Genomic DNA, 25792 nt, shown 5'->3' on the forward strand with positions numbered 1-25792 from the left:
GCATCATTAATTAGCTTAATAGCCTAATTAAGATCATAGTCAAAACTAATATGGGGATGATAAGAGTGAATAAGTCTCAACTGATTGATCAAATCGCTTCTGAAGCGAATATTTCTAAAGCTGCAGCTGGCCGTGTTGTTGATGCGTTTGTTGCATCAGTCACTAGTTCACTGAGCAAAGGTGATGATGTTGCTTTAGTTGGCTTTGGTACATTCACCGTTCGTGAACGTGCCGCTCGCACAGGACGTAACCCACAAACAGGTAAAGAGATTAAGATCGCTGCGGCGAAAGTACCTGCTTTCCGTCCGGGTAAAGGTTTAAAAGACGCAGTTAATAGCTAATTCAGTTTTATTTTGGGATTGTTTTATTTTTTTTCAAAACACTCACTGACTGAAAATTATTAATCAGCTAATATAGAGGCGCATCATGGAAATGGTGCGCTTTTTTTTCAATCTGAGTTAAGATTAGCGTATTATTAGGAAATTGAATTTAACAAAGCGGAGTTAAGCCTTTTTATGATGGACAATCTACGCACGAAGGTGAACAGTCCTTTTATCAAACTGATACTGGCTATCATTATCCTGTCATTCGTGCTGACAGGGGTTGCTGGTTACATGATTGGCGGTACAAGTAATGATGCTGCTGAAGTAAATGGGCAGCCAATTAGCAGGGAGCAACTACAACAGGCTTTCGCACAAGAGCGTCAATCTTTACAAGAATATTTGGGAGATAAGTTTTCTGAAGTTGCGGGTAATGAAGAAAGCATGAAATTATTACGCCGACAAGCTTTGGATAACTTGATTAATAACGAATTAATCAATCAGTACGCTAATGAGTTAAATCTGTCAGCGAGTGATGCTCAGATAGAAAGAGCCATTTTTGCTATGTCGATTTTCCAAACGAATGGGAAATTTGATAGTGAAAAATACCGTAATATTTTAAGCCAGTACAATGTCAATGCGGATAATTTCGCGGCGCAAATTCGTACTGATTTAGTGCGTGCTCAATTGGCTAAGGCATTTACTGGTAGTGACTTTGCTTTACCTTCAGAAGTGAAAAATTACGCTGAATTATTTTTGCAAGAACGTGAAATTCGTACAGCGACCCTGTCATTAGCTGATATTGAAGCTAAACAGACTGCGACTGAAGATGAATTAAAAGATTACTACAATGCGAATCAGAACAGTTTTATCTCTCCTGAAAAAGTTCAGGTCAGCTATGTTGAGATTGATGCCGCTTCTCTACCTGAACTGACCGTTTCTGATGCAGAAATAAAAACTTATTATGATCAAAATCTGAAAAATTATACTCAGGCTCAGCAAAACCACTACAGTATGATTCAGGTTGCTTCAGAGAAAGAAGCGAATGAAATCCTTGATCAGCTAAAAGCGGGGGCGCAATTCGACGTGTTAGCCTCTGAGAAATCAACGGATAAGTTTAGTGCCGGCAATAAAGGTGTGATCGGGTGGATGGAAGAAGCCTCAACACCCGCTGAAATTGCGAATGCGAAATTAACTGAGAAAGGGCAACTTTCTGCGCCGATCAAGTCTGGCTCAAACTTTGTTATCTTCCGTTTAGATGATATTAAGCCTGAAAGCACGAAACCTTTCGATGAAGTCAAAGACTCGATTAAGACGACGTTAACGCAAGATAAAAATGTTAAACAGTTTTATGACTTGCAACAAAAAGTCAGTGAAGCAGCGACGAATGACAATGAGTCTTTAGCGTCAGTAGAAGAGGTATCAGGCTTAAAAGTGGTAACCACCGACTGGTTTGATAAAAATAATCCACCGGCCGCTTTAAACTTCCCTAAAGTCATTAACGAAATATTTAGTGAGCGTTTAGTGGATAAAAATGGTTCAACGGGGATTAACTCGGATGTGATTAATGTTGAAGGTGACCGTGCGTTTGTCGTCCGTGTTACCCAATATAAGCCGGAACAAACTGAATCATTCGAAACCGTTAAATCTCAAATCGAAGCATTAGTTAAACGTAAAAAAGCAGATGCTGAGCTGAAAGCAGAAGGCGATAAATTAGTCGCTGCACTGAAAGAAGGTAAAGGCGAGGCTGCATTGAGCGCTGCTAATGTTAAGTTTACTGCTCCTGAAACCGTTTCTCGTATGATGCCTCAAACACCAATTATTGGTGCAGCAATGGCGATGGCGAAACCAAGCGAAGGTAAGGTGACTTATACGACGGCTCGAGATGCACAAGATAACTTAGTCATTATTCAGCTTGATAAAGTGATCCCAGGTAAAGCGTCTGATGAAGAGCTAGCCCAACTGACCAAAGAGTACCAAGGTATGATGGGCAGTGCGGTAAATGAAGCGTTGATGCTTAACTTGCGTGAGAAAGCCAAAGTTGAAGTATTGAACCTCGAGTAATTTGAGACGCTGTTCGCAATTACAATTGTAATTGAATCTATCTTAAGGCCACCTTTGGGTGGCCTTTCTTATTTCTGTTAAGCGAAAACAGCGTTTGTCTTTTGATTTTGGCATTGTGCTATCTCAATTTAAAACAGGAGAAAGCCAATGACATGGATGAAATCTATAAAGCAGTCACTAGGGAGTATCGTCGTCATTTCCTCGATGTTGATGTGTTCACACGCCGTATTAGCTAAAAAAATCGAGCCTGATAAGACGATGACAAACAAACATTTTCAAGAAGAAAAAACATTACCAGCGGGTGTCGATAACATCGCCCAAGTTAATATTAATCAGGCTAGTGCAGAAGAATTAGCAAAAAAGCTTCATGGTATTGGTATACAAAAGGCAAAGGCAATTGTTGAGTATAGAAATACATATGGGGCATTTAATACTATTGAAAATATTTTAGAGGTGCGTGGAATAGGGCCTGCATTTTTAGAAAAAAACCGAAGTAAATTGACCTTATAACAAGTGGGGTGCTCACATTAATATGTGAGCACTTCATACCGTGAAATGGGTGATATGAATCATGTTTATGAACAGGCTCTTTTTGTATTACTCATATTTTGTTAAATAAATAATTTGATGCGTATCACATAAAATAGATTATTTCAGCAAGAGTCATAATTATTTGTTATGTTTTTGTAAACAGAGACAACTGGTCGGAGTAGTTATGGCAACGCAAATTAAAGTTAGAGGTTACCACATTGATGTTTTCCAGCATGTTAATAATGCACGCTATCTTGAGTTCTATGAGTCAGATCGTTGGGCTTGGATGGAGCAACATGATTTCATTGGATGGGCCCTGAAGAAAAAGCTGACAATGGCTGCGGTTAATATCAATGTGAACTATTTTCATGGTGCAGTCATTGGTGATGAATTAGTCGTGACTACACGTATTGAGAAAATTGGTGCTAGAAGTGCGGTATGTTATCAACAAATAATTCGTGAACGACAAGGAAAGAAAGAGGTTGTTTCTGATGCAATGGTGACTTTTGTATTTATTGATTTATCGTTAAATAAAGCCATTAGTATTGATGGTGAGTTACTCGAAAAACTTGAATTGTTGTCACAAGCTAACGCTGAAGCGTTTGTTGACGCTTAACGCATTCAAGGGGGCCGGAAAGAGTTCTCTTTTCTAGCCCCCTTATATTCAGGTAACTAGATGAGTTTAGTCATTTTTTTGAGTGAAGATAACACAGTTTCTTTATCGCTCAAGTAGTCGTTTAAGCCCTTACTGCGAAGATGGCATGCAGCGCACTCTCCACAGCCGTCTCCTTGTATGCCGTTATAGCAAGTCAGAGTTTCTTGTCGTATTGTGTCTAAATGACCATAAAAATCAGCTAAAGCCCAAGTTTGCGCTTTATTTAGCCACATCAACGGTGTTTCAAAACGAATGTCTTTCGCCAGTCCTAGATTGACGGCATGATTAAGTGCGGTGACAAATTCATCTCGACAGTCAGGGTAGCCCGAGAAGTCCGTTTCACAAACCCCGGTGATAACGGCTTCCGCTTGCACTTGGTAGGCATAGATGGCAGCTAGCGTTAAAAAAAGAATATTTCGCCCCGGAACAAATGTACTGGGTAATCCGCTAGACTCACTTTCTTGATAGTCAGGCACTGGAATATTATCACGAGTTAGACTGCTCACTGCGAGTTCATTGAGGAGAGTAACGTCAAGCACCTTGTGTGCAGTTGCTCCAAGTGAATGGCTGAGCTTTTGGGCCACTTCAATCTCAAAGCGATGACGTTGCCCATAATCAAAAGTGACACAATGGACTTCATCATAAGTTTTTAACGCTTGGATGAGGCAAGTCGTCGAGTCTTGACCACCACTGAAGACAACAACAGCGCGTTTCATAAATATTCCTCTTACTCCAACAAAAATGAATATACAGGTTGCTATAGCGCCATGTTAATGGTGCTAGCCTTTGATGGATAGCGGTATTTTTGTCTTTTAACACAGATTGATAAATTATTTATGCTGTTGTCAGTCTATTTAGGTAAAATAATTCTATTATATAGCCGTAACCGTGACATTTTTTTATAAATATTAAGAGAGCAAATATGTTAGATAAGATAGATAAAAAGTTACTTCGCTTGCTGCAAAATGACAGCAGTCTATCTTTGAATGCACTTGCAGAAGCGGTGAATTTAACATCAACACCTTGTTGGAAAAGGCTAAAACGCTTAGAAGATGAGGGATATATTCGGAGTAAAGTCACGTTACTCGACGGCGAAAAGTTAGGCTTGGGCTTAACCGTTATCGTGATGATCAAAACTCAGCATCACAACAGCGAGTGGTATGAGCAATTTGTTTCTTTTGTTAGTCAGCTTCCAGAGGTACTTATGTTTTATCGCATGGCTGGGGAGTATGACTATCTTATGCAAGTTGAAGTCAAAGATATGAAATCCTATGACTTATTTTATAAAAAGTTAGTTAATGGTGTTCATGGGCTTATTGATGTAACCTCTAGTTTTGCAATGGAAAAAATCAAGTATACTACGGTGTTACCTATCCCTGATTAATGGTATTACGCCTATTTTTCTTAAGCATTTGCACCATTAGGATGCCACACCATGGCAAATATTAAATCTTATTCAAGGCAGTAATTCAGTGCGATTATTTTCACAACTTGGCTGGTATTTTTTGAGTGAATGGCGACGCTATGTTGGTGCGGTTTGCTTTTTAATCATTATAGCTATCTTACAGCTTGTTCCACCGCGACTTGTGGGGATCGTTGTGGATGGGATTAGCAATCAAACCATGGCTACAACTCAGTTAGTGTCGTATGTGGCATTGATGTTATTCATTGCTGTTGTTGTATACGGTCTTCGTTATGTCTGGCGTATTTGGTTATTTGGTGCGTCTTATAAGCTAGCGGTGCAATTACGACAAAAATTTTACCGTCAATTAAGTCTACAAAATCAATCTTTCTATCAAAGATACCGAACAGGAGATTTGATTGCTCGAACCACTAATGATGTTGACCGAGTGGTATTTGCTGCGGGTGAAGGAGTGCTCACATTTGTTGACTCATTAGTTATGGGCTGTGCTGTATTGGTCATGATGAGCGTGGAAATTAGTTGGCAACTAACATTATTAGCATTGATTCCAATGCCTATTATGGCGTTAGTGATTAAACGTTATGGTGATCAATTACATCATCGATTTAAACATGCTCAAGGTGCATTCTCTTCATTAAATAATCATGCACAAGAGAGCTTAACCAGCATTCGCATGATAAAGGCTTTTGGCCTTGAGGATCATCAATCAAATCAGTTCGAACAAGTCGCGACTGAGGCGGGTCGACGCAATATGCATGTCGCTAGAGTTGATGCCCGTTTTGACCCGACGATTTTTATTGCTATCGGTATGGCAAACCTCTTGGCTATCGCTGGGGGGAGTTGGATGGTGCTGCATGACACGCTGACTCTCGGAGAACTCACTAGCTTTGTCATGTATTTGGGATTAATGATTTGGCCTATGCTAGCGTTGGCATGGATGTTTAACATCGTTGAACGTGGTAGCGCAGCCTATAGCCGTATCCGTGCTTTACTGGATGAACCTATAGACATTGAAGATGGTCAGCAATCTCTTCTAGGCGAAAGAGGAGAATTACAGGCGCATATTAAGGCGTTTTGTTATCCAGAAGCAGAACGGGTCGCGCTTCATGATATTCATTTCACACTCCCACCCGGTCAGTTTTTGGGAATTTGCGGACCAACAGGTTCAGGCAAATCAACACTACTTGCATTAATTCAGCGTCAATTCGATGTGACTGAAGGGGAAATCCACTACCAAGGTAAGCCGCTGCCTGAGATTCGCTTAAATGAATGGCGAAGTCGATTAGCTGTTGTGAATCAATCTCCTTTTTTATTTTCTGATACTGTGGCAGGGAATATCGCATTAGGTAGCCCACAAGCAACAATAGAGCAAATTGAGGAAGCGGCACGTATTGCTTGCGTGCATGATGATATCCTGAGGTTACCGGAAGGTTACCAAACACAGGTTGGTGAGCGAGGCGTTATGTTGTCTGGGGGACAAAAACAGCGGCTCTCGATTGCACGAGCTATTTTGCAAAATGCAGAAATTTTAATTTTAGATGATGCTCTCTCGGCTGTTGATGGGCAGACGGAACATGCTATTTTACAAAACTTGAGCCGTTGGCGTGAAGGCAAGACATTGATTATTACTGCACATCGCCTATCTGCATTAGTTGAGGCTGATAATATTTTAGTCTTGTCCCAAGGAAGTATTGTGTCTGAAGGTATTCACTCAACACTCACTGTTCAACCGGGTTGGTATAAAGATATGTATCATTATCAACAAATTGAAGCGGCTTTGGATGGTGATTTATGAGTCAGAAAAAACCACTATGGCCAGCCTTAAAACGTCTACTAAGCTATGGAAAAGCGCATCGTAGTACGATGACATTGGCTATTATCATGCTATGGGTTGCTGCGGCCGCCGAAGTGAGTGGACCTTTGTTGATTAGTTATTTCATTGACAACATGGTTGCCAAGAAACAAATCATTATGCCACTCACAATATATCTAGCAGTTGGCTTTGTGCTATTGCAGGTTATTGCAGCACTTCTTCATTATTATCAAACTATCTTATTCAATAAATCAGCGGTAGGTGTTGTACAGACTTTACGTACCGATGTTATGAATTCGGCGTTAAGACAACCGTTGAGTGCTTTTGATAAACAGCCTGTAGGACAAATTATTTCTCGCGTGACTAATGACACAGAGGTCATTAAAGATCTATTTGTGACCGTCGTACCCACTGTGTTTCGTAGCTTAGCGCTAATTTGTGCCATGTTAGTTGCTATGTTTACTCTGGAATGGCGTATGGCTTTGGTTGCCATTATGATCTTTCCTGCGGTAGTGGTCGTGATGCTTATCTATCAAAAATTGAGTACACCCATTGTCCGTCGAGTGCGTTCTTATCTTGCCGATATTAATAATGGATTTAATGAAGTGATTAATGGCATGACGGTTATTCAGCAATTTCGCCAACAAGCTCGATTTGGTGAGAAAATGCTTGAAGCAAGCCAAGATCACTATCTCGCGAGAATGAAAGCATTAAAACTCGATGGGGTGTTATTGCGTCCCCTATTAAGTTTAATTTCCGCGTCAGTGCTTTGCGGATTGCTACTTTTATTCGGTTTTGATGGTACAGCGACCATTGGGGTGGGGGTGCTCTATGCCTTTATCAACTACCTTGGCCGCTTAAATGAGCCATTAATTGAGCTGACTTCCCAGCAATCGATGTTGCAGCAAGCTGTGGTCTCAGGGGAACGCGTATTTGAGTTAATGGATAGCCCGAAACAAGGTTATGGCGAGAATGTACAGCCATTACAGGGAGGGGCTATCGATATTCAAGATTTATCATTTGCTTACCGCGAAGATAAAAAAGTCTTAACAGATATTAATCTTCATGTGCCTGAGAATAGCTTTGTTGCGCTTGTTGGGCATACAGGAAGCGGTAAAAGTACCATCGCAAACCTAATTATGGGGTATTACCCTTGGCAACAAGGTGAAATCCTACTCGATGGTAGACCGTTACACTCTCTATCTCACCAAGTTTTACGTAATGGCATCGCAATGGTGCAACAAGATCCGGTCGTACTCGCGGCTTCCTTCTTTGATAATGTTGCGTTAGGGCGTGATGTAACACAAGAAAAAGTTTGGCAAGTATTAGAAACTGTACAGCTAGCTGAGCACGTTCGTTTACTTCCTAATGGCTTGGATTCATTATTGGGTGAACAAGGAAATACACTGTCAGTTGGGCAAAGACAGCTGTTAGCCATGGCGCGAGTATTAGTGGTAACACCGAAAATACTGATCCTTGATGAGGCAACAGCGAATATTGATTCAGGAACGGAGCAGTCGATCCAAAAAGCACTGCGTATTATTCGTCAGACAACTACGCTAGTTGTTATTGCCCATCGATTATCCACGATAGTCGATGCCGATCAAATTGTTGTGCTTCATCGTGGTGCAATTGTTGAAAAAGGAAAGCACACTCAATTACTGCAACAAAAAGGGCGCTATTACCAAATGTATCAACTTCAGCAGGTTGGTGAATCGCTCAATTTACATGATGATGTTGAGCCTGAAACAATATTGAACTGATTATTTTGCACACTTTTAATGCATAAGAAAAAAGCCACTCGAGAGAGTGGCTTTTTTTTTTGCCATTACTGTTTGAATTATAAGCCTAATTAATTTTGGCATGTTATTTGCCTTAAGGTTTTTGCAATCAGTGATGTTGCTATCGCGCACCTTTAGCTGAATCGGCAGGGGATCATATTATCCGGAGGGAAAATGAAATATATCATCGCAATCATTAAGCCTTTTAAGTTGGATGAAGTAAGAGAAGCGCTTTCAGATATAGGTATACAAGGTCTGACTATTACTGAAGTCCGTGGTTTTGGTCGTCAAAAGGGGCATTCTGAGCTGTATCGTGGCGCAGAATATACGGTGGATTTCTTACCTAAGGTGCGACTCGAAGTCGCTGTTTCAGATGAATTTTCAGAACAGGTCATTGAATCGATAGAAAAAGCGGCGAATACAGGCCAGGTTGGCGATGGGAAGATATTTGTATTCGACCTTGAGCAAGCCATACGTATCCGCACGAGTGAGAAACAAGACGATGCACTATAGGAGAACAGCGATGAGTAAATTGTTTCAGGTTTTATGTTGGTTATTTATAGCGAGTTTTCCTGTGAATGTGTTTGCTGCTGAGGACGGTGTAGATAAAGCCGACAATGCATTTATGATGGTTTGTACTGCATTGGTCTTATTTATGATCATTCCTGGTATCGCTTTATTTTATGGCGGATTACTGAGAAGCAAAAACGTATTGTCACTTATGGCTCAAACGATGGTTATTTTTGCTCTCGTTTCGGTCATTTGGGTGATATATGGTTATAGCTTGTCCTTTAGTGAAGGAAATGATTTTTTCGGTGGATTAAGCCAATTTATGCTTAAAGGAATTAGCGTCGAAAGCTTAGCAGCAACGATCCCACAATTTGTTCATGTGGCATTCCAAGGGGCTTTTGCCAGTTTAACGGTTGCGCTGGTGGTTGGTGCTTTAGGCGAAAGGATTAAATTTTCAGCCATACTGATATTTGCTTTTATTTGGACAACTTTTGCTTATTTACCTATGGCTCATATGGTATGGGGCGGGGGATTACTTGCCCAAGATGGCGCACTGGATTTTGCGGGGGGAACGGTTGTTCATATTAATGCAGCAGTCGCTGGGCTTGTTGGTGCTTACTTACTTGGAAAAAGAACGGGTTTCGGAAAAGAAGCCATAAAACCCCATAATTTGCCGATGGTATTTATGGGAACCGCGATCTTATTTATTGGTTGGTTCGGTTTCAATGCTGGGTCTGCTGGAAGTGCGAATTCTATTGCAGCTTTGGCCTTTATTAATACCGTTGTAGCGGCATCCGGCGCAATTTTATCTTGGGTACTTGCGGAGTGGGTGTTTAGAGATAAACCGTCATTATTGGGGGCTTGTTCTGGCTGTTTAGCTGGATTAGTCGGCATCACACCGGCAGCCGGTACGGTTGGAATTGCTGGCGCATTGGTAATAGGCCTAATATCTGGGGTTGCTGGATTATGGGGGGTGGTCGTTTTAAAACGTTGGTTAAAAGTCGACGATGTATGTGATGTTTTTGGCGTACACGGTGTTTGTGGCGTAGTTGGTTGCTTATTAACAGGCGTATTTACCTCTGCAACATTAGGAGGGTTAGGTTATGCCGAGGGAGTGACAATGCTTAAACAAGTTGGTGTTCAGGCATTTAGCATACTAATCTGTGTGATTTGGACTGCAATTGTCGCTTATTTGGCATTTTTGATAGCGGATAAACTAACAGGTTTACGTGTTGAGGTTGAACAAGAAAGAGAGGGACTCGATATTACCTATCATGGTGAGAGTGCTTATAATTAACTTGTATTTATATGATGTTAGTTAGTACTCACATTATATATACCCAATAAGAATGGCAGATCAATAGATTCTGCCATTCAAACATGGAAAATACTCTTCTCACAATAATAATGAAGGGCTGTGACGCATGAACGAATAGAGTTTTAATATAAAAGGATAAGATAAGAGGTGAGCCTTCTATCTTACCCTATTTAGTTAGTGAGTACTTGCGTTGGTTTACTTGTCAATTAACGCGGCTTTCTTTTACGGATCACCCCTTCTTGGACCGCTGTTGCTACTAGCTCCCCACTTTGGTTATAAATTTGTCCTTTAACAAACCCACGGCCTCCAGAGGCTGAAGGACTCTCTATAGCATAGAGTAGCCAGTCATCAATTTTAAAGGGGCGGTGGTACCACATAGAATGGTCAATTGTGGCAACCTGTAAGTCTCTCTCCATAAAGCCACGGCCATGTGGTTGGAGCGTTGCGGGGAGAAAATTATAGTCAGACGCATAGCCCAATAAATAATTATGTAATGATGGAATATCAGGCAATTGCCCTTTCGCTTTAAACCAAATATAGCGAAACGGTTCCTGTGGGGGAGTGTCGAAAGGACTATAAAACTCGATTGGGCGAAACTCAAAAGGGTTTGGGCGCAAAGCATACTTTTTAACAGATTCGGGTAACTGAGCAGCCAAACGCTGGATGATGTCATCTTGAGAGATTAATGTTTCTGGTGATGGGACTTCAGGCATTAAATTTTGATGGTTAAATCCATCCTCTTGGGATTGGAAAGATGCCGTCATAAAAAAGATAGGCTTACCATGTTGTATTGCACTGACTCGTCGTGTGCTAAAACTGCCGCCATCTCTTAATATCTCTACATCATAAACAATTGGGCGCTGGCTATCACCTGGGCGTAAGAAGTAGCTATGGAATGAATTAATTAAGCGATCTTCAGGAATGGTTTGTTCTGCCGCATACATGGCTTGGCCAACGACTTGCCCACCGAAAACTTGAGGTAGTCCGAGATCTTCACTTTGACCACGAAAAATACCTTCTTCAATCTTTTCCAATTCTAATAGGCTGATTAAATTTTGTAATTCTGGACTCATAGCAACCTTGAATATTGATTAATAAATATCAGATGATTGTATTTTCCCATTAATACATAAAAATAGGTAGACTGTTTTTGTGTTATCGATTTTACGTCGCAAAGTGATGAGGATAGCGGCTTGCGACTTGAAACACCTTATTGCCTAGGCTGAATATGACTTTTTTATGAAATTTATATCTTGATATGCGCAGTTACATTTTGAGATAGTATTTTATTGATGGTTATTTTTGGCTATAATCTGATCTTTGGTGGTTAAAAATTACAACTAAAATGAAATAATGTAAATATCCTCTGATAACAAATTGTTTTTTAGGCAATTATTATGAAATTAAACCTATTTATCATTAGCTTTATCGCGTTGGCTTTTTTAGGGGGGTGTGAAGGTAATAATAATAAAGCGAATGAGACAAAGTTAGGTCATCACAGTCATCCAACGAAAAAGAGTGTGGATGCGAAGGTTATCAAGGGGCAAATGGTTATCCCGCAACAAACGGTATTGCCTGGAAATGCATTAATTACGGTGACCTTAGCTGATATTTCTATCGCTGAGTTACCTGATTTGATTTTGGCGCAAAAATATTATCAAGTAAAAGAGAAGCAATTTGTCTTTCCTTTTGAACTGAGCTACCAAAAGGATGAAGTACGTCAGAATGCACATCTTGCGCTAAGAGCTACGGTGTCTGTTGATGGTGATTTATGGTTTGTTTCAAAGGCTGAAAGTATAGTGATGAATGATGGCGTCACAAATAATATTCAATTAGTACTTGAGCCTACGAAATAATTGAGTCTATTTTTATCAAGCTTAATAGTGATTTGCTATTGTGTAATAAACCAGCACTTAACAGCACTTTCCTTGCTATTTTAGTCATCATCAAGCATAATGCCACCTGCTTTTTAAGAAGCAATCAATGGGGGCTCTGTTGGTTCTCCCGCAACGCTAACTTGTTAACTAGGTCAGGTCCGGAAGGAAGCAGCCATGGCAGGGGATGTGTGTGCCGGGATGTCGCTGGCAGGGCTCCCACCCAATCATAAGCCGTTCACTTATCTTTCTTCCATTTATCCCTTATTATTTTTTAGTCTTATATACAACTAAAAATGATATTCATAATACAAGTGTAAGTTATGGATTATTCATTTTGGCGACGAATGGGATAGCTCGACCATTATTTATAGGGCGCTACAAATTTTTATGAATAAACATTGCACTATTGTTTAAGCATTAAAAGCTAAATCTATCTAGTGGGCAACGATTATGTTTAGATAAGTAAAGTCTATGTAGAATGGTGATATTTTTTTGTAATAATTAATAAATTAAAGTCAATACACACATTAAGCCGATAAAATAAATTACCGGCTATAACCAGTTATTATCTGAGCATATTAATAAGTAGTTATCTAACAAATTTCCAAACAGAGGCTGGAATTTTGTCATAAAGTTTATTCATAGTGAGTTCTGCAAGACGGTGATCTGCGGCTGAGTAAAATAGTTCCAGCTCGTCTTCAGAAAGCTCATACTTATTTTTTTCAATAACACGCTCAAGTGTATCGATGGTTGTGCATTTTCTTAAACGCATCAGATAATCAGTTTTGGTCATAATACCCTTTCTTTTATTGATAATTAAAAATCTGTATAACATGCTATGTTATAGTTTATTTAGTGGTGAATAATATCTTTAGGTCTTGCTTGCAGGGCATTTTAAATCATCATCAAGTACAGCGACAAGATTTTGATTCATACTCTGCCAGTCAATAATTTCACTTAACGTTATTACCGGACTACCGAATAAATCGTAAGTCTCGTCAAGATACTCTTCTACTAATGATATAACGAGATTATCTTTTGGATGTTTGATCTTATATTGCCATACAAAGGCGGCTATATGTTCAATAAGCTCATTGAGCCGTACACTTTGTGGTGAGCTTAAATCATTTATCCAATGTGTATTTGTTTTCTGTAAGCTTGAAATTGCTTCTCTATTCAAACTGTTACACAAGTATTTTAACTCTGATATATCATAATTTTTGGGTGAATATTCATCCATAATCACCTCCGCAGGCGAGACTAACCTTTGCTATGTGTATTTCTATATCAAAATAATCGAGTACAAACTAAATAACACACCTTGATAATTAACTTAAGTATTTATTAATCAATATCTTAGGTTATATAAAGTTGTAAAAAATAGGTGTAGTTTTTTAGAATTATCAATAATTATATCTGTAATATTCAAATACGGGCTAGCAGCGCTAACAGTTTTCGCTGTGCTAATAATATAGCACTTTTATTACATAAGTCACCACCTGACTGGTGTTTTTTTTCAAAAATAAAAGTATCCCTTGGCCTTTTTGTGCTATTTATATCGATTAAACACAATTCTGGGGGAGTTTTATATCAGATTAGCAGTACTTTTCGTTTGTTTACAAAAAATCACGATCAATTTAACTTAAAAAGCGATCTGCAAAATAATCTTAAAATATTTTTTTAACAATATAGGTTTGGTATTAACGGCTATTGAATATGATATCAATATTGATAAGTATAATTAATTTTTGGTACTAAATAAGTAATACCTACCGATTAATCGGTAGGTACATAAAGAAAAATTATTTTATAGGTAAAGATTCAATGTAACGCCTGGCTTTAGATCTGCCATTTTGACCCCAGAATTCCAACTCATTAAATCATTGAGCTTAATTCCATGTCTTTTGGCTATACTATAATAAGAATCGCCTTTCTTTACTTTATACGTTTTGGATTTACGCTTATTTGATGCAGGTGCACTGCCTTTTATCTTAAGGGTTTGTCCTGGATAGATATTCGCCGTTTTCATCCCATTAAGTTGTTTAATACTCTTACTGGTGGTATTGAACTTTTTAGCAATACTTGCGATCGATTCTCCTTTAACAACTTTATGAGTAAAGCCATTAGTTTGTGGTGCTGATCGTTTAAGTTGGTTTTGAGCAACAGCAGTACGAATATTATTTAAAACGGCTTGGTCAGAAAGCGATAATTTAAGTTGCTCTGCTTTTGCCGTAGGCAACATAATATAATGAGGACCATTTGGTGATGTTACACCACGCTTATAACCTGAGTTATATGTTTTTAGTGATTCCTCTGAGATACCTGTTAATTCTGCTGCTTGGGTTAAGGTAATTTGTTGCCCTACATCAACCTGAGTTAATGCGCGACTTCTATTACTGCGTGGTAATTTGACTTGATATCTTTCAGGGTTTCTTAATACTTGGCTGAGCGCTAATATTTTAGGGACATACTGTTTAGTTTCTTTTGGTAAGGACAACGACCAAAAATCCGTCGGTAATCCAGCGGCTTGGTTCTTTTTGATCGCATTCAACACACATCCTTCACCACAGTTATAAGCAGCCAGTGTGAGTTCCCAATCATGGCCAAACATAATATTTAAATTTTCGAGCAAATCAAAAGCAGCCTTAGTCGATGTCACGAGATCACGACGCTCATCGACCCACTGGTCTTGTTTTAATCCGTAAGAGCGGGCAGTGATAGGAACAATTTGCCAAAGACCTGCTGCTTGTGCCGGAGAGGTTGCTTTTGGATTGAAGGAACTTTCTATAATAGGAATTAAGGCCAATTCCATTGGTAAGTTACGTGCATTGACTTCGTCTACGATCCAATACATATAAGGTTCTGCCCTTAATGTGACATCGTAGAGAAAACTTTGTTTTGTATAATAATTGCTGGCTTGTTCCCTGATGATTGAATTATCAGGTATATCCATCTTCAGCTCATCACTGATATAACCCCAAAGATCGCTATCTATTGTTGAGGTTTGTCTACTTGCTGCCTGATTATGTGGAGCAACGCTTTCTATAGTGTGGTTTGCTGAAGACTTGTTCTGCTTGGTTTTTTGTGGTGAAGCTTGGCATCCGGCCAGCAGAACAATGGCGATAATCGTCGCTATTGTCTTCATTGTGTCAATATTCTTTGTTTTATGTGTAAAAGTCGAACAATAATACTTATCCGACACAAAGAAGACAATAATTAAACGTTAATAATGATCTTTTAATTGACGTAAAACGGTAAAAACGGCCCTAAGTGGTGGGTTTGCTTGATTTATATTTAACTTGTTTTGCAGCTCGGCATTATCGCACTGTAGAAAAATATTTATTTTTCGTTCAGTTTTGAGTGTGGTTGGCACAGTAGCTTGCTGTTTACTGCGTTTAGCTGCGACTTCTTCTTGGTATTGGCTAATTTGTTGGTTTTCAGGCCAAATATGATGCGCAAACTTAAGGTTAGATTGGGTGTATTCATGTGCACAACAGATGAGTGTTTCATCGGGAAGGGCGGCTATTTTTTGGATTGATTGATACATTTGCTCTGGTGTACCTTCAAATATTCTGCCACAGCCACCTGAGAACAAGGTATCCCCACAAAAGAGATAAGGAGCGTGATAAAAAGCGATATGACCAAGTGTATGTCCCGGTAGACCGATAATTTTAAAATCAAAATTATCAATTTTGACACTATCACCATCACTGACTAATTCTGTCGCTCCTTTTACTTGCGTTTCTTGGGGACCAAAAACAGGAAGATCACGAAACACTTTCAGAATACCTTTTACACCACCAGTATGGTCATTATGATGATGGGTGAGTAAGATAGCGATAGGAGTCAACTTTTTTGCTGACAATATTTCGAGGACGGGTTCTGACTCTGAGGGGTCAACAATGATACACTGTTGATTAGCATCCGTAAGAATCCAAATGTAGTTATCGTTTAAAGCAGGAACTCGTATTAACTCCATAATGACCTCTACTCTATATTGTGATTAAGGGGAATTTCGATGAAGCCAGCGCGTATTGAAAAAAAACGCCAGATGCCTGTAAGTTGGTCTGATATCCCATTCGGGAGGCAATACCGCCAAGCCCTACAATATCAGCTTCGTCCTTGGTGGCCAAAAATGTTTGGCTTTCATTTGCTTAAGTTAGGACATCTAAGCACTGAGATCGATACTGAAGAGTGCATGATATCGCATCAGTTTAGTGTAGGGAATGATGACCCTCGTTTCCATGTTCTTGCAGAATCCCAAGCTCTTCCTTTTATTAATAAATCTATTGATGCATGCTTAATGTCACATGTATTGGCCTATAGCCATGACCCTCACTGGATGCTACGTGAAGTGGACCGCCTATTAGTTGATGATGGTTGGTTAATTATTTCAGGCTTTAATCCATTTAGCTTATTAGGCCTTGGGAAAATGGTGCCATTTCTTCGTAAACAACAGCCTTATTGTAGTCGTCTATTTCCAACGTTAAGGGTATTCGATTGGCTTAGTCTATTAAATTATGAAGTGCTTTATCATTGTAATTGTCAGGTATTTCCGTGGCACAGCCCTAACAATTGGTTGAATCAACGTATTGGGGGGATTGGGACATTGAATGTGATTGTGGCACGAAAGCGTACTTATCCATTAACGCCAACATTACTAAAATTTAAACAGCCCAAAGTGAAAATAAGTACCGCATTAGGTGCCACAAAACGTATGTCGGATCGCTCAAAGAACTCATAGCATGCAAAAGAATATAATGTATGCGCTGAGCTGTATTTCGTCCAAATAATATAGGCGAGTTAACATTTAACTTTGAGCTGGTTGGTAACCTGTATCTTCTTGAGTTGGTGACTCTGCTGCTTGTCGAGCGAGCTCATCACATTTTTCATTTTCAGGATGGCCTGCATGGCCTTTTACCCAACGCCAGTCGATCTTATGGCGAGTGATAGCCGCATCTAGGCGTTTCCAAAGGTCTACATTGACGACAGGAGATTTATCTGCTTTACGCCATTGACGCCGTTTCCAATTATGTATCCACTGAGTAATCCCTTGGCGAACATATTGGCTATCGGTGGTTAAAATGATATCGCATGGGCGTTTTAAAGATTCGAGGGCGACAATAGCAGCCAGTAGCTCCATGCGGTTATTCGTCGTTAAAAAAAAGCCTTCACTGAGCGTTTTTTCATGTTGTTGGTAACGAAGAAGAACACCATACCCCCCTGGGCCTGGATTACCCAGACAAGAACCATCCGTGAAAATTTCTACCTGCTTTGTCATTTCTGTTAAACTCTACCTTATTCATCAATCTCTAGTTTGACACAAAAACCCATTATGAGCACGGCGATAACAAGACAAATTGTCCTCGATACCGAAACCACCGGTATGAATAAGTTAGGCGTTCATTATGAAGGCCATAATATTATTGAAATTGGTGCGGTTGAGGTCATCAATCGTAGGCTGACTGGCCGTAATTTTCACGTCTACATTAAACCAAATCGGTTAGTGGATCCTGAAGCGTTTGAAGTGCATGGTATCAGTGATGAATTTTTGCAGGATAAACCGACTTTTGCTGATATTGCTGATGAATTCCTTGAGTTTATTCGCGGTGCTGAACTCATTATCCATAACGCTCCCTTTGATATTGGTTTTATGGATTATGAATTTGCTAAATTAAATAGAGGCATACCACCTACCGCTGATTTTTGCCAGATAACCGATAGTTTAGTGCTTGCTCGACAAATATTTCCAGGTAAAAGAAATAATTTGGATGCTTTGTGTGATCGTTATTTGATTGATAATACTAAGCGTACACTGCATGGCGCTTTATTGGATGCTGAGATCCTTTCCGACGTGTATTTAGCGATGACGGGGGGACAGACATCTTTAGCTTTTTCTATGGAAGCAGACACATCGAATGAAAGCTATGTTGAAGAGGTACAACGCATCGAGCGTCCAACGAGTGGTTTAAAAGTGCTTTATGCGACCGATGAAGAGCTTATTGAGCATGAAAAACGACTTGATATCGTAGATAAGAAAGGGGGAAAACCTTGTCTTTGGCGACAATCTCCAGATGAGGAAGAGACTATTCATTAGTCTTTATTCGCTTTTGAGGCTAAAAACTGTTCAACTGTACGATTTTTCAAGAAAAAGTATTGACTGGCATGGTAAGTATTCGTAATATGCATCTCGTTCCCTAGAGGGACATTCGGAGCGGTAGTTCAGTTGGTTAGAATACCTGCCTGTCACGCAGGGGGTCGCGGGTTCGAGTCCCGTCCGTTCCGCCAGATATCGAAGCCCTGACTCTTAGAGTCAGGGCTTTTTGTTTTTATGCTTTTTAACCTTTAAAAAAACACGTCAAAGAAAAATCCGTCATAAAAGTAGTGATAGGAGTGCTCTTGATATCTCAATCTGTGTTCATGACGATTTCTCAGCTAGTCAGTAATAAAGTTTATGAAACAGAGAACGAAGCCTTGAGATAAGACTGTTATTACGCGTAATCAATTTATAAATCTAAATAAACAGATGAAAGCTAATATGACATTAATGATAGCTGTTGAGGTATGACTATAACCAAATTGATTAGATAATTTTAATTCCCGTCCTTTTGTGTGGATCATTTGGCTTTACAATCTATGAGTACTTCCCATCCTGAATAGCTTAAATCGATTTAATTCTCTTTTTGTTGGCGATATAAACTATCTCGTTAAATAATCTATAAATCACTTACTCATCTCCTTATGACTTTAAGATTACTTTTTTGTTATTGATAATAATAATAGTTTTCAATTTAAATTATTTTTAAAATTCAAATTTTACTTTTCGTTTAATTTTGTCTATTTTTGATACTCGCTATGAGTATGTTTAATTTTCAAATAACAAATAAACACAATCAGGTATATTCACTTTTTTTGCATATTTATATTATTTGAATTAATAGTGATTTTTCAATATTTAGAAATTAACTAAAAATACGTTTGTTTTTAATTATGGTGATTGTTATTTTAAAAGCGACGATGAAATCGTGGTTAGTATTATTAGTATAATCAAAAGATAAAGTTAACTATTGAAGGTGACTTATCTGATATTTGAAGATTTGTTATTATTTTTAAAAACAGACCTGGTTTTGTATCTATATGAAAAATATGTTGTTTTTTCTTTTCAGTTACTTTATTAGAGATATTTAATTAATTAATTAATTTATATTTTTACTAAAAATTATGACTATTTGTTAAATTTAAAACTTTCATCTTTATTTGCGTCTTAATTGGTGTTTTTGTGGTTAAAAAAACCATTTTATATGGATGCTCATAAAAAGGAATGCAGTTAAAGCCAGCTATATAGCTAGCTTTTATGATATTTAATTTACTCTCCAGTGGTGTATCTGGTGGTTGTTTGTACTGCTAGCTGGGATGGATTAGGTTTGATTTTGCGTGAATGCTCAAGTAAATTAATGGGCATTGATTCAGTGGTAACGCATAATACAATATTATTTATTCATATATCCTTAAAGTTGCATAAAATGTCTAGAGAATAGGTTTTTTATTCGATTTTTAGTCGGTTTTTAAATGAATTGGTTTTCTAAGGGTATCAGTTTTTATTAGTTATCTTCGTTCGTTATATTTATTTTAATACTGTTTGAGTAGTAAGGTTAATTAATTTAATGCATGGAGAAAAATAGTGAGAGTAGGTGCGGTGCAAATGCCGAAAAATAAACTCAATGATTCAAAAACTGTTTTTACCAAAGCGATTGGAGAAGAAATACATAAATTACGTAAAGAACGTTTGATGACCGGAAAGGAGCTAGCTAAGGTAGTTAATGTCTCCCAACAACAAATATCACGCTATGAATGTGGGGTTTGTAATATAACAATAGATACATTGATTGTTATTTTAAACGCATTAAATGTTTCATTAACTGATTTCTTTAATCAGGTCTTTTTACGGGTATTCGAAAAGGAAAAGAAAATCAGTGTACAGTACCACAATGTATTTAGTTCTTCTGAGCAGTCTGAAGAATTAAAAAAACAGCTAGAAACTTTTTCTCGGTATGATCAAACTAACTTATGGGGTTAGTTATTTTCTATTAATTATTTTATATCACCATTCTTTTTTATTTAAAGTTTTTTAAATTATTTATCTTTAAATAATTAGGAATAAACACGTCTGAAGGATTGTGAATACATTCCTATTTTTTAAGTACGATATATTTATATTGCAGAGGCAATCATGAAAAAAATTATTTTAGCAACCTTAATTTCTGGCGCAATGAGTGCATCCGCTTTTGCTGTGGATGCAGGAAAAGGGACAGTAACTTTCACGGGGGCTATCATTGAAGCACCATGCTCAATCGCTCCAGGAGATGAAAGCCAAACTATTGATTTAGGACAGGTTTCTAATGTTACCCTACAGAAAGGTGGTATGTCCGCAGCTCAGCCTTTTGAGATCCATCTCGAAGGTTGCACGTTGAACGCAGAATATAAAGATAAAGATGGCGTTACCCAAAAATATAACAATATGGTTGAAGTGAAATTTGAAGGTACAGAGTGGGTAAACAATGGTAGCAATACTGGATTAATTCAAATTACAGGTGATGCGTCTGGTGCAGGTATTGTATTGATGAATAAATCAGGTGCAAAAATCAATATCAATGATTCAACCGTTGAGCGTGCTTATACCTCAGGTAATAACATTTTGAGTTTTCAAGCTGCGCTACAAGGTATGTCAGATGCGACTGTTGTTCCGGGTAGTTTCCAAGCTGTGACCAACTTTACATTGGCCTATAACTAATCGTTATTGTCAATGAAGTATTCCCCTAAGTCACTTCGTGATTAGGGGAAATATAAAAGAGGGGGAACTCGGTTATGAAAGCTATTTTAGTCATGTTACTTGTTAGTCAATTTGCCACTTTACCGAGTGTACAAGCACAAGCTTCCACACTATGGGGAAGTGTCAACATGAATGGCAGTATTGTCGATTCTGCATGTGCTATTGATACCGGTTCTTATGAACAGGTTGTCGACATGGGAATATTACCCGTTGGAACAATACGCCAACAAGGACAAGGTCCTGTTCACCCTTTCTCTATTACGCTAATTGGTTGCACTTTAGTGCCATATACCGGTTCTCCTTGGCAAGCTTTTACGGTGACTTTTGACGGTCCTGCTTCTGGTAATTGGTTTACGGTGTCGGGAGATGCGCGTGGCGTTGCTCTGTTATTACAAGATGCAGATGGGAAGCCTATTTATCCAGGGAAGTCCACAGAGAAACAAACTATCGCACCGGGAAATACTGTACTGAATTATGGGTTAAGGCTAGTTGCCGATAAAGAGCCTTTACGTCCGGGGCAATATCAAAGCGCACTGCGTTTTAAGCTGGATTATTACTAATAATAAAAAGTCATTTTTTCTTTTTAGCTTACGTTTTTCCTGAACCTGATTTTTAGGGATGTTATTTATGTCTTCTTCACGACCTGTATTTTTTCGCCTTAGTCGCTTAGGCCTAGCCATTGTTTTTTCATTCTATGGTCTATCAACGCCATTGTGGGCAACTGAGACAATTGAATTCAATACGGATGTGCTAGATCTAGAAGATAAAAATAACATTGATCTAGAGCAGTTCTCTCGTGCGGGTTACATCATGCCGGGGACCTATTCTTTAACATTAAAGGTAAATGGCGAGCAGTTTTCAGAAGTGTCAGTGCCTTTTTATCCCCCTGAAGATGATCCACAAGGTAGTACAGCTTGTATATCGCCAGAGGTAGCGGATCAATTTGGATTGACTTCATCGGCAAAAAAAGAGTTGGCATGGTGGCATGACGGACAGTGTCTGACAGCAAGTAGTTTACCAGGGATGCAAATCCATGGTGATTTAGCTACCTCGTCATTATACGTGAGTATCCCACAAGCTTATCTCGAATTCACTGCGCCTAACTGGGATCCACCATCGCGTTGGGATGAGGGAATTGCTGCGTTGATGCTGGACTATAACATTAATGGTAATGCCAATAATTCATATAACGGTGGTCACGATAGTTATGCGTTAAATGGAAATGGTATTGTAGGGGTGAACTTAGGGGCTTGGCGCTTTCGCGCTGATTGGCAAGGTCGTTTAAATCATGCGACTGGTTCTGGTGATTCGGTTAATAAAGACTTTGACTGGAATCGGTTTTATGCCTATCGCGCATTGCCGTCACTCGCTGCTAAATTGGTATTAGGGGAGGATTACCTCGTTTCTAATATCTTTGATTCATTTCGTTTTATTGGCGCCAGTGTGCGTTCTGAATTGAATATGCTCCCGCCAAATTTGCGTGGTTATGCACCAGAAGTGACAGGTATCGCAAAAACAAATGCGACGGTAATAGTTAGCCAGCAAGGGCGAGTGTTGTACGAAACACAAGTCGCTCCTGGGCCGTTTCGTATTCAGGATTTGAGTGATGCTGTTAGTGGCAAACTCGATATCACAGTTAAAGAACAAGATGGTACAACTCAAGACTTTCAAATAGATACAGCTAGCTTGCCTTATTTAACGCGTCCGGGGCAAATGCAATACAAATTAGCATTAGGCCAGCCAACTAATTATCAGCGTCACAGTGAAGGGGATTCTTTTGTCACGGGTGAATTTTCGTGGGGAGTCAACAATGGCTGGTCACTATTTGGCGGTAGCCTGAATAGTAAAAATTACAATGCCGTATCGCTGGGTATTGGGCGTGATTTATTGGCATTTGGAGCTTTATCTTTCGATGTTACTCAATCTTTTGCTCGATTACCAAATATGGGGAATTTAAGCGGAGGTTCTTACCGTATTAATTACTCTAAACGTTTTGAGGCGATTGATAGCACTATTCAATTTGCAGGTTATCGCTTTTCCGAGCGTGACTTTATGTCGATGTCTGATTTCTTAAATGCACTGAAAACCGGTGAGCGTTATGGAGGAAGTAAAGAGTTATATACGATATCGCTGAATAAAAATTTCGGTGAGTTAGGAATGTCGTTATACCTCAACTATAACCACCAAACTTATTGGGATCAGCCGGATAATGATTATTACAGCATTATGCTGTCGAAATATATGGATATTGGTTCACTCAAAAATATCAGTGTTAACTTATCGGCAAACCGCAGTGTTTATAACGGTGTCAAGGATGACAGTATATATCTATCGACCTCATTCCCCTTAAGTAACGGCGCCAACGTAGGGTATTCGCTGAATAGTAGTCGCTACGATACGACAAATCGGGCGACCTATTACGACCGAATCAATGATCGAACGACATACCAGTTGAGTGCTGGGAGTAGCAAAAAAGGAGGAACGGGAAGTGCATTTATCACCCATCAAGCTGATATCGCACGTTTAACGGCTAATGTGAGTTATATGCATAACCAATATAGTGCATTTGGTCTATCAATGAGCGGTGGAATGACTTTTACCCCAGAGGGAGGCGGACTTCATCGTGTTAATACATTAGGAGGAACGCGAATGTTAGTCGATACCGATGGTGTTTCGAATGTACCGATCAAAGGGATAGGTGCACCGATCACCTCGAATATGTTTGGTAAAGCCATTGTTGGTGATGTGAGTAGTTACTACCGTAGTAAGGCTCAAATTGATTTAAATGCATTACCAGACAATGTAGAAGCACAGCAGTCGGTAGTACAAGCTACGCTCACAGAAGGCGCTGTAGGTTATCGTCATTTTGCTGTGGTATCAGGACAAAAAGCGATGACTGTACTGCGATTGCCTGATGGTAGCCACCCGCCATTCGGCGCTCAAATACAAAACAGTAAAGCGCAAAACACAGGAATTGTGGGTGATTCTGGAAGTGCTTATATCAGTGGTATTAACCCTCAGAGTGTGATGACTGTGACATGGGGAGAAGATAAGGCTTGCCAGATCACTTTTCCTATTCAGTTAGGTTCTTTACAGGAAGCATTACTACTGCCGTGTATTCCGACAACGTTACCAGCATCAACAGTGATAGCGAAAAGATAGTTTTATTCAGCACAAGAATAGCCTAATTCACGAAAAGCATGGCTCAAGAGAGAACACAGAAATAAAAGGTAAATAACTATGCAATTAACGATTTCTTATCGTACAACCATGGGGTTAATTGGTTTGGCATTATTTAGCAGCACAGCTTATTCCGCGGTATCGATGGATAGGACTCGGGTTATTTTTGATGGTGGACAAAAGTCAATCTCACTCAATATTTCAAATAACAACAAACAGTTACCATATTTAGCGCAAGGGTGGATTGAAAATGCGGAAGGGCAGAAGATCCAATCGCCATTGGTTGTATTACCGCCCGTACAGCGTATAGAGCCAGGTAAATCAAGCCAAGTAAAAATTGAAGCATTACCTGCTATTAATTCGTTACCTCAAGATCGTGAGTCTTTATTTTATTTTAATTTACGAGAAATACCGCCAAAAAGCGATAAACCAAACACATTACAAATTGCTCTGCAAACACGAGTGAAGCTGTTTTATCGACCTAAAGCGATAATACCTGAAAAAAACGGTGCGCCATGGCAAGACAAATTAACCTTAGATAAACAAGGTGAACGTTATATCGTGAAAAATCCCACACCGTATTACGTCACGATTATTAATGCGACGACTAATGGCAAAGCATCGGATGGTAAAGATTTTACACCAGTCATGGTGCCACCGTTTGGACAGGATGATTTAGGCATCAGCGCTAATCAATTAGGAAATAATCCCGTACTGACTTACATCAATGATTATGGTGGACGCCCTAATTTGACCTTCCGCTGTCAGGTGTCGAGCTGTCAGGTTGTTCCAAATGGTAAAAGCGAATAATTCGAGTAAGCACCCGACTGACGGTGCCCATATTGAAGGAGTGCGCATGACAGACTTACAAAGAAAAAACGTTTTCCGATACGGCTTACTTCTAGCGATGTTTAGCAGCACCGTCAGTTTATCAGGTATGGCGGCGGATAATAATGGCAATCTCTATCGGCCAGTAGATAACTGGAATGTCGATGGACAGCATGGTGTGTTGTACGTGTCTGGTTCATTAACGGAAAGCCCATGTCGGCTAGCGATGACATCTAGTTACCAATCAGTCGAGATGGGGAATTTGGATACCAGTACCTTGCAGCATAATGGTAGAGGAGCACCCGTACCGTTTCAGATTGAGTTAGAGGACTGTTTAGAAACAGAGACTCGTTTAGATAATATACAAACGGGAATGACAGCATGGAGCTCCAGTCAACCAGCAGTCAAAATTCGTTTTTTAGCAGATAGTGTGCCATCAATGCCGGATATCGTTCGTGTCAATGGGGTAAAAGGATTGGGGCTGGCTATCACGACACCAAATGGTTCACTGCTACCTTTGGGGTTAGAAAGTGAGCCACAGTTATTGCCTTCAGGGCAAAGTCAGTTGACCTATTACGTGACGCCGGTGAGAACGGGGCAGCTTGTGCCGGGGGCGTATTCGGCGCTGATTGCATTTGAAATGTTGTACGAGTAGGAGTGGT

Annotated in this window: 25 protein-coding genes, 1 tRNA gene and 1 other RNA gene; 20 read left to right on the forward strand and 7 right to left on the reverse strand. The window is 39.4% G+C overall.

What is annotated here, in order from left to right; all coding sequences use genetic code 11:
- Window positions 1-65: 65 nt before the first annotated feature.
- From hupB to ACWPW6_RS03640, 4 genes are all read left to right on the forward strand, one after another.
- Window positions 66-341: a nucleoid-associated protein HU-beta gene (gene hupB / locus ACWPW6_RS03625; RefSeq protein WP_196713809.1), complete on the forward strand. Its 276-nt coding sequence runs from the start codon at window positions 66-68 to the stop codon at window positions 339-341.
- Between the two features lie 174 nt (window positions 342-515).
- Window positions 516-2384, forward strand: a complete 1869-nt coding sequence (gene ppiD / locus ACWPW6_RS03630; protein WP_154622403.1) for a peptidylprolyl isomerase — start codon at window positions 516-518, stop codon at window positions 2382-2384.
- A gap of 147 nt (window positions 2385-2531) precedes the next feature.
- Window positions 2532-2894 carry a ComEA family DNA-binding protein gene (locus ACWPW6_RS03635; RefSeq protein WP_196713811.1) on the forward strand — a complete coding sequence of 121 codons (363 nt, stop codon included), beginning with the start codon at window positions 2532-2534 and terminating at the stop codon, window positions 2892-2894.
- Window positions 2895-3099: 205 nt separating this feature from the next.
- Window positions 3100-3531, forward strand: a complete 432-nt coding sequence (locus tag ACWPW6_RS03640; RefSeq protein WP_154622401.1) for an acyl-CoA thioesterase — start codon at window positions 3100-3102, stop codon at window positions 3529-3531.
- Between the two features lie 56 nt (window positions 3532-3587).
- Here ACWPW6_RS03640 and queC read toward each other — a convergent pair whose 3' ends face one another.
- Entirely contained in the window at window positions 3588-4286 is a 699-nt protein-coding gene (gene queC / locus ACWPW6_RS03645; RefSeq protein ID WP_154622400.1) for a 7-cyano-7-deazaguanine synthase QueC, read from the reverse strand.
- 206 nt (window positions 4287-4492) lie between these two features.
- Between queC and ACWPW6_RS03650 the strand changes: the two genes are divergently transcribed.
- The 5 genes from ACWPW6_RS03650 (at window position 4493) to amtB (ending at window position 10394) form a co-directional block, all read left to right on the forward strand.
- A complete protein-coding gene (locus tag ACWPW6_RS03650) occupies window positions 4493-4954 on the forward strand; it encodes an Lrp/AsnC family transcriptional regulator (protein WP_163860717.1) in 462 nt (153 codons plus the stop codon).
- A gap of 88 nt (window positions 4955-5042) precedes the next feature.
- Window positions 5043-6788, forward strand: a complete 1746-nt coding sequence (locus tag ACWPW6_RS03655) for a SmdA family multidrug ABC transporter permease/ATP-binding protein (protein WP_196713814.1) — start codon at window positions 5043-5045, stop codon at window positions 6786-6788.
- Window positions 6785-8569 carry a SmdB family multidrug efflux ABC transporter permease/ATP-binding protein gene (locus tag ACWPW6_RS03660; protein ID WP_247046976.1) on the forward strand — a complete coding sequence of 595 codons (1785 nt, stop codon included), beginning with the start codon at window positions 6785-6787 and terminating at the stop codon, window positions 8567-8569. The genes ACWPW6_RS03655 and ACWPW6_RS03660 overlap by 4 nt, the downstream gene beginning before the upstream one ends.
- 192 nt (window positions 8570-8761) lie before the next feature.
- Window positions 8762-9100 carry a P-II family nitrogen regulator gene (locus ACWPW6_RS03665; protein ID WP_154622397.1) on the forward strand — a complete coding sequence of 113 codons (339 nt, stop codon included), beginning with the start codon at window positions 8762-8764 and terminating at the stop codon, window positions 9098-9100.
- A gap of 10 nt (window positions 9101-9110) precedes the next feature.
- Window positions 9111-10394, forward strand: a complete 1284-nt coding sequence (gene amtB, locus ACWPW6_RS03670) for an ammonium transporter AmtB (RefSeq protein ID WP_154622396.1) — start codon at window positions 9111-9113, stop codon at window positions 10392-10394.
- A 227-nt stretch (window positions 10395-10621) separates the two neighbouring features.
- Here amtB and tesB read toward each other — a convergent pair whose 3' ends face one another.
- Entirely contained in the window at window positions 10622-11488 is an 867-nt protein-coding gene (gene tesB, locus ACWPW6_RS03675; RefSeq protein ID WP_154622395.1) for an acyl-CoA thioesterase II, read from the reverse strand.
- 324 nt (window positions 11489-11812) lie between these two features.
- Here tesB and ACWPW6_RS03680 point away from each other — a divergent pair, with 324 nt between their 5' ends.
- Together ACWPW6_RS03680 and ffs are read left to right on the forward strand one after the other, a co-directional pair.
- Entirely contained in the window at window positions 11813-12271 is a 459-nt protein-coding gene (locus ACWPW6_RS03680; RefSeq protein ID WP_154622394.1) for a YbaY family lipoprotein, read from the forward strand.
- A 137-nt stretch (window positions 12272-12408) separates the two neighbouring features.
- Window positions 12409-12505, forward strand: an RNA gene (ffs, locus tag ACWPW6_RS03685) — signal recognition particle sRNA small type.
- 376 nt (window positions 12506-12881) lie between these two features.
- Here ffs and ACWPW6_RS03690 read toward each other — a convergent pair.
- The 4 genes from ACWPW6_RS03690 to gloB form a co-directional block, all read right to left on the reverse strand.
- On the reverse strand, window positions 12882-13085 hold the full coding sequence (locus ACWPW6_RS03690; RefSeq protein ID WP_004927064.1) for an HHA domain-containing protein: 204 nt from the start codon (window positions 13083-13085) through the stop codon (window positions 12882-12884).
- A 78-nt stretch (window positions 13086-13163) separates the two neighbouring features.
- The gene (gene tomB / locus ACWPW6_RS03695; RefSeq protein ID WP_154635730.1) at window positions 13164-13532 is read right to left on the reverse strand and encodes an Hha toxicity modulator TomB; all 369 of its coding nucleotides are present in this window, start codon (window positions 13530-13532) and stop codon (window positions 13164-13166) included.
- Window positions 13533-14099: 567 nt separating this feature from the next.
- A complete protein-coding gene (gene mltD / locus ACWPW6_RS03700) occupies window positions 14100-15437 on the reverse strand; it encodes a murein transglycosylase D (RefSeq protein WP_154624041.1) in 1338 nt (445 codons plus the stop codon).
- Window positions 15438-15515: 78 nt separating this feature from the next.
- Window positions 15516-16271, reverse strand: a complete 756-nt coding sequence (gene gloB / locus ACWPW6_RS03705) for a hydroxyacylglutathione hydrolase (RefSeq protein WP_154624042.1) — start codon at window positions 16269-16271, stop codon at window positions 15516-15518.
- 39 nt (window positions 16272-16310) lie between these two features.
- Between gloB and ACWPW6_RS03710 the strand changes: the two genes are divergently transcribed.
- Window positions 16311-17036, forward strand: coding sequence for a class I SAM-dependent methyltransferase (locus tag ACWPW6_RS03710; protein ID WP_154624043.1), 726 nt, complete (start codon window positions 16311-16313; stop codon window positions 17034-17036).
- Between the two features lie 66 nt (window positions 17037-17102).
- Here the strand turns inward: ACWPW6_RS03710 and rnhA are convergent, their stop codons facing one another.
- Window positions 17103-17573 (reverse strand): ribonuclease HI, encoded by a 471-nt coding sequence (gene rnhA, locus ACWPW6_RS03715; protein WP_154624044.1) that lies wholly within the window; start codon window positions 17571-17573, stop codon window positions 17103-17105.
- 54 nt (window positions 17574-17627) lie between these two features.
- On the opposite strand from rnhA, the gene dnaQ reads away from it, so the two are divergent.
- From dnaQ to ACWPW6_RS03755, 8 genes are all read left to right on the forward strand, one after another.
- Window positions 17628-18389, forward strand: a complete 762-nt coding sequence (dnaQ, locus tag ACWPW6_RS03720) for a DNA polymerase III subunit epsilon (protein ID WP_154624045.1) — start codon at window positions 17628-17630, stop codon at window positions 18387-18389.
- A gap of 114 nt (window positions 18390-18503) precedes the next feature.
- Window positions 18504-18580 (forward strand) — tRNA-Asp (locus tag ACWPW6_RS03725).
- Window positions 18581-19973: 1393 nt separating this feature from the next.
- Complete coding sequence (locus ACWPW6_RS03730; protein ID WP_163860720.1) at window positions 19974-20369, forward strand: helix-turn-helix domain-containing protein; 396 nt, start codon at window positions 19974-19976, stop codon at window positions 20367-20369.
- A 153-nt stretch (window positions 20370-20522) separates the two neighbouring features.
- Window positions 20523-21083 carry a fimbrial protein gene (locus ACWPW6_RS03735; RefSeq protein WP_249999885.1) on the forward strand — a complete coding sequence of 187 codons (561 nt, stop codon included), beginning with the start codon at window positions 20523-20525 and terminating at the stop codon, window positions 21081-21083.
- A gap of 74 nt (window positions 21084-21157) precedes the next feature.
- Window positions 21158-21682: a fimbrial protein gene (locus ACWPW6_RS03740; protein ID WP_004927221.1), complete on the forward strand. Its 525-nt coding sequence runs from the start codon at window positions 21158-21160 to the stop codon at window positions 21680-21682.
- A gap of 67 nt (window positions 21683-21749) precedes the next feature.
- The gene (locus tag ACWPW6_RS03745; RefSeq protein ID WP_249999887.1) at window positions 21750-24284 is read left to right on the forward strand and encodes an outer membrane usher protein; all 2535 of its coding nucleotides are present in this window, start codon (window positions 21750-21752) and stop codon (window positions 24282-24284) included.
- 78 nt (window positions 24285-24362) lie between these two features.
- Window positions 24363-25112, forward strand: a complete 750-nt coding sequence (locus ACWPW6_RS03750) for a fimbria/pilus periplasmic chaperone (protein WP_042117401.1) — start codon at window positions 24363-24365, stop codon at window positions 25110-25112.
- Window positions 25096-25785 carry a fimbrial protein gene (locus tag ACWPW6_RS03755; protein ID WP_410242002.1) on the forward strand — a complete coding sequence of 230 codons (690 nt, stop codon included), beginning with the start codon at window positions 25096-25098 and terminating at the stop codon, window positions 25783-25785. Before ACWPW6_RS03750 ends, ACWPW6_RS03755 begins: the two co-directional genes overlap by 17 nt.
- The last annotated feature ends 7 nt before the right edge of the window (window positions 25786-25792 follow it).

The organism is Providencia sp. Marseille-Q8014 (assembly GCF_965112055.1).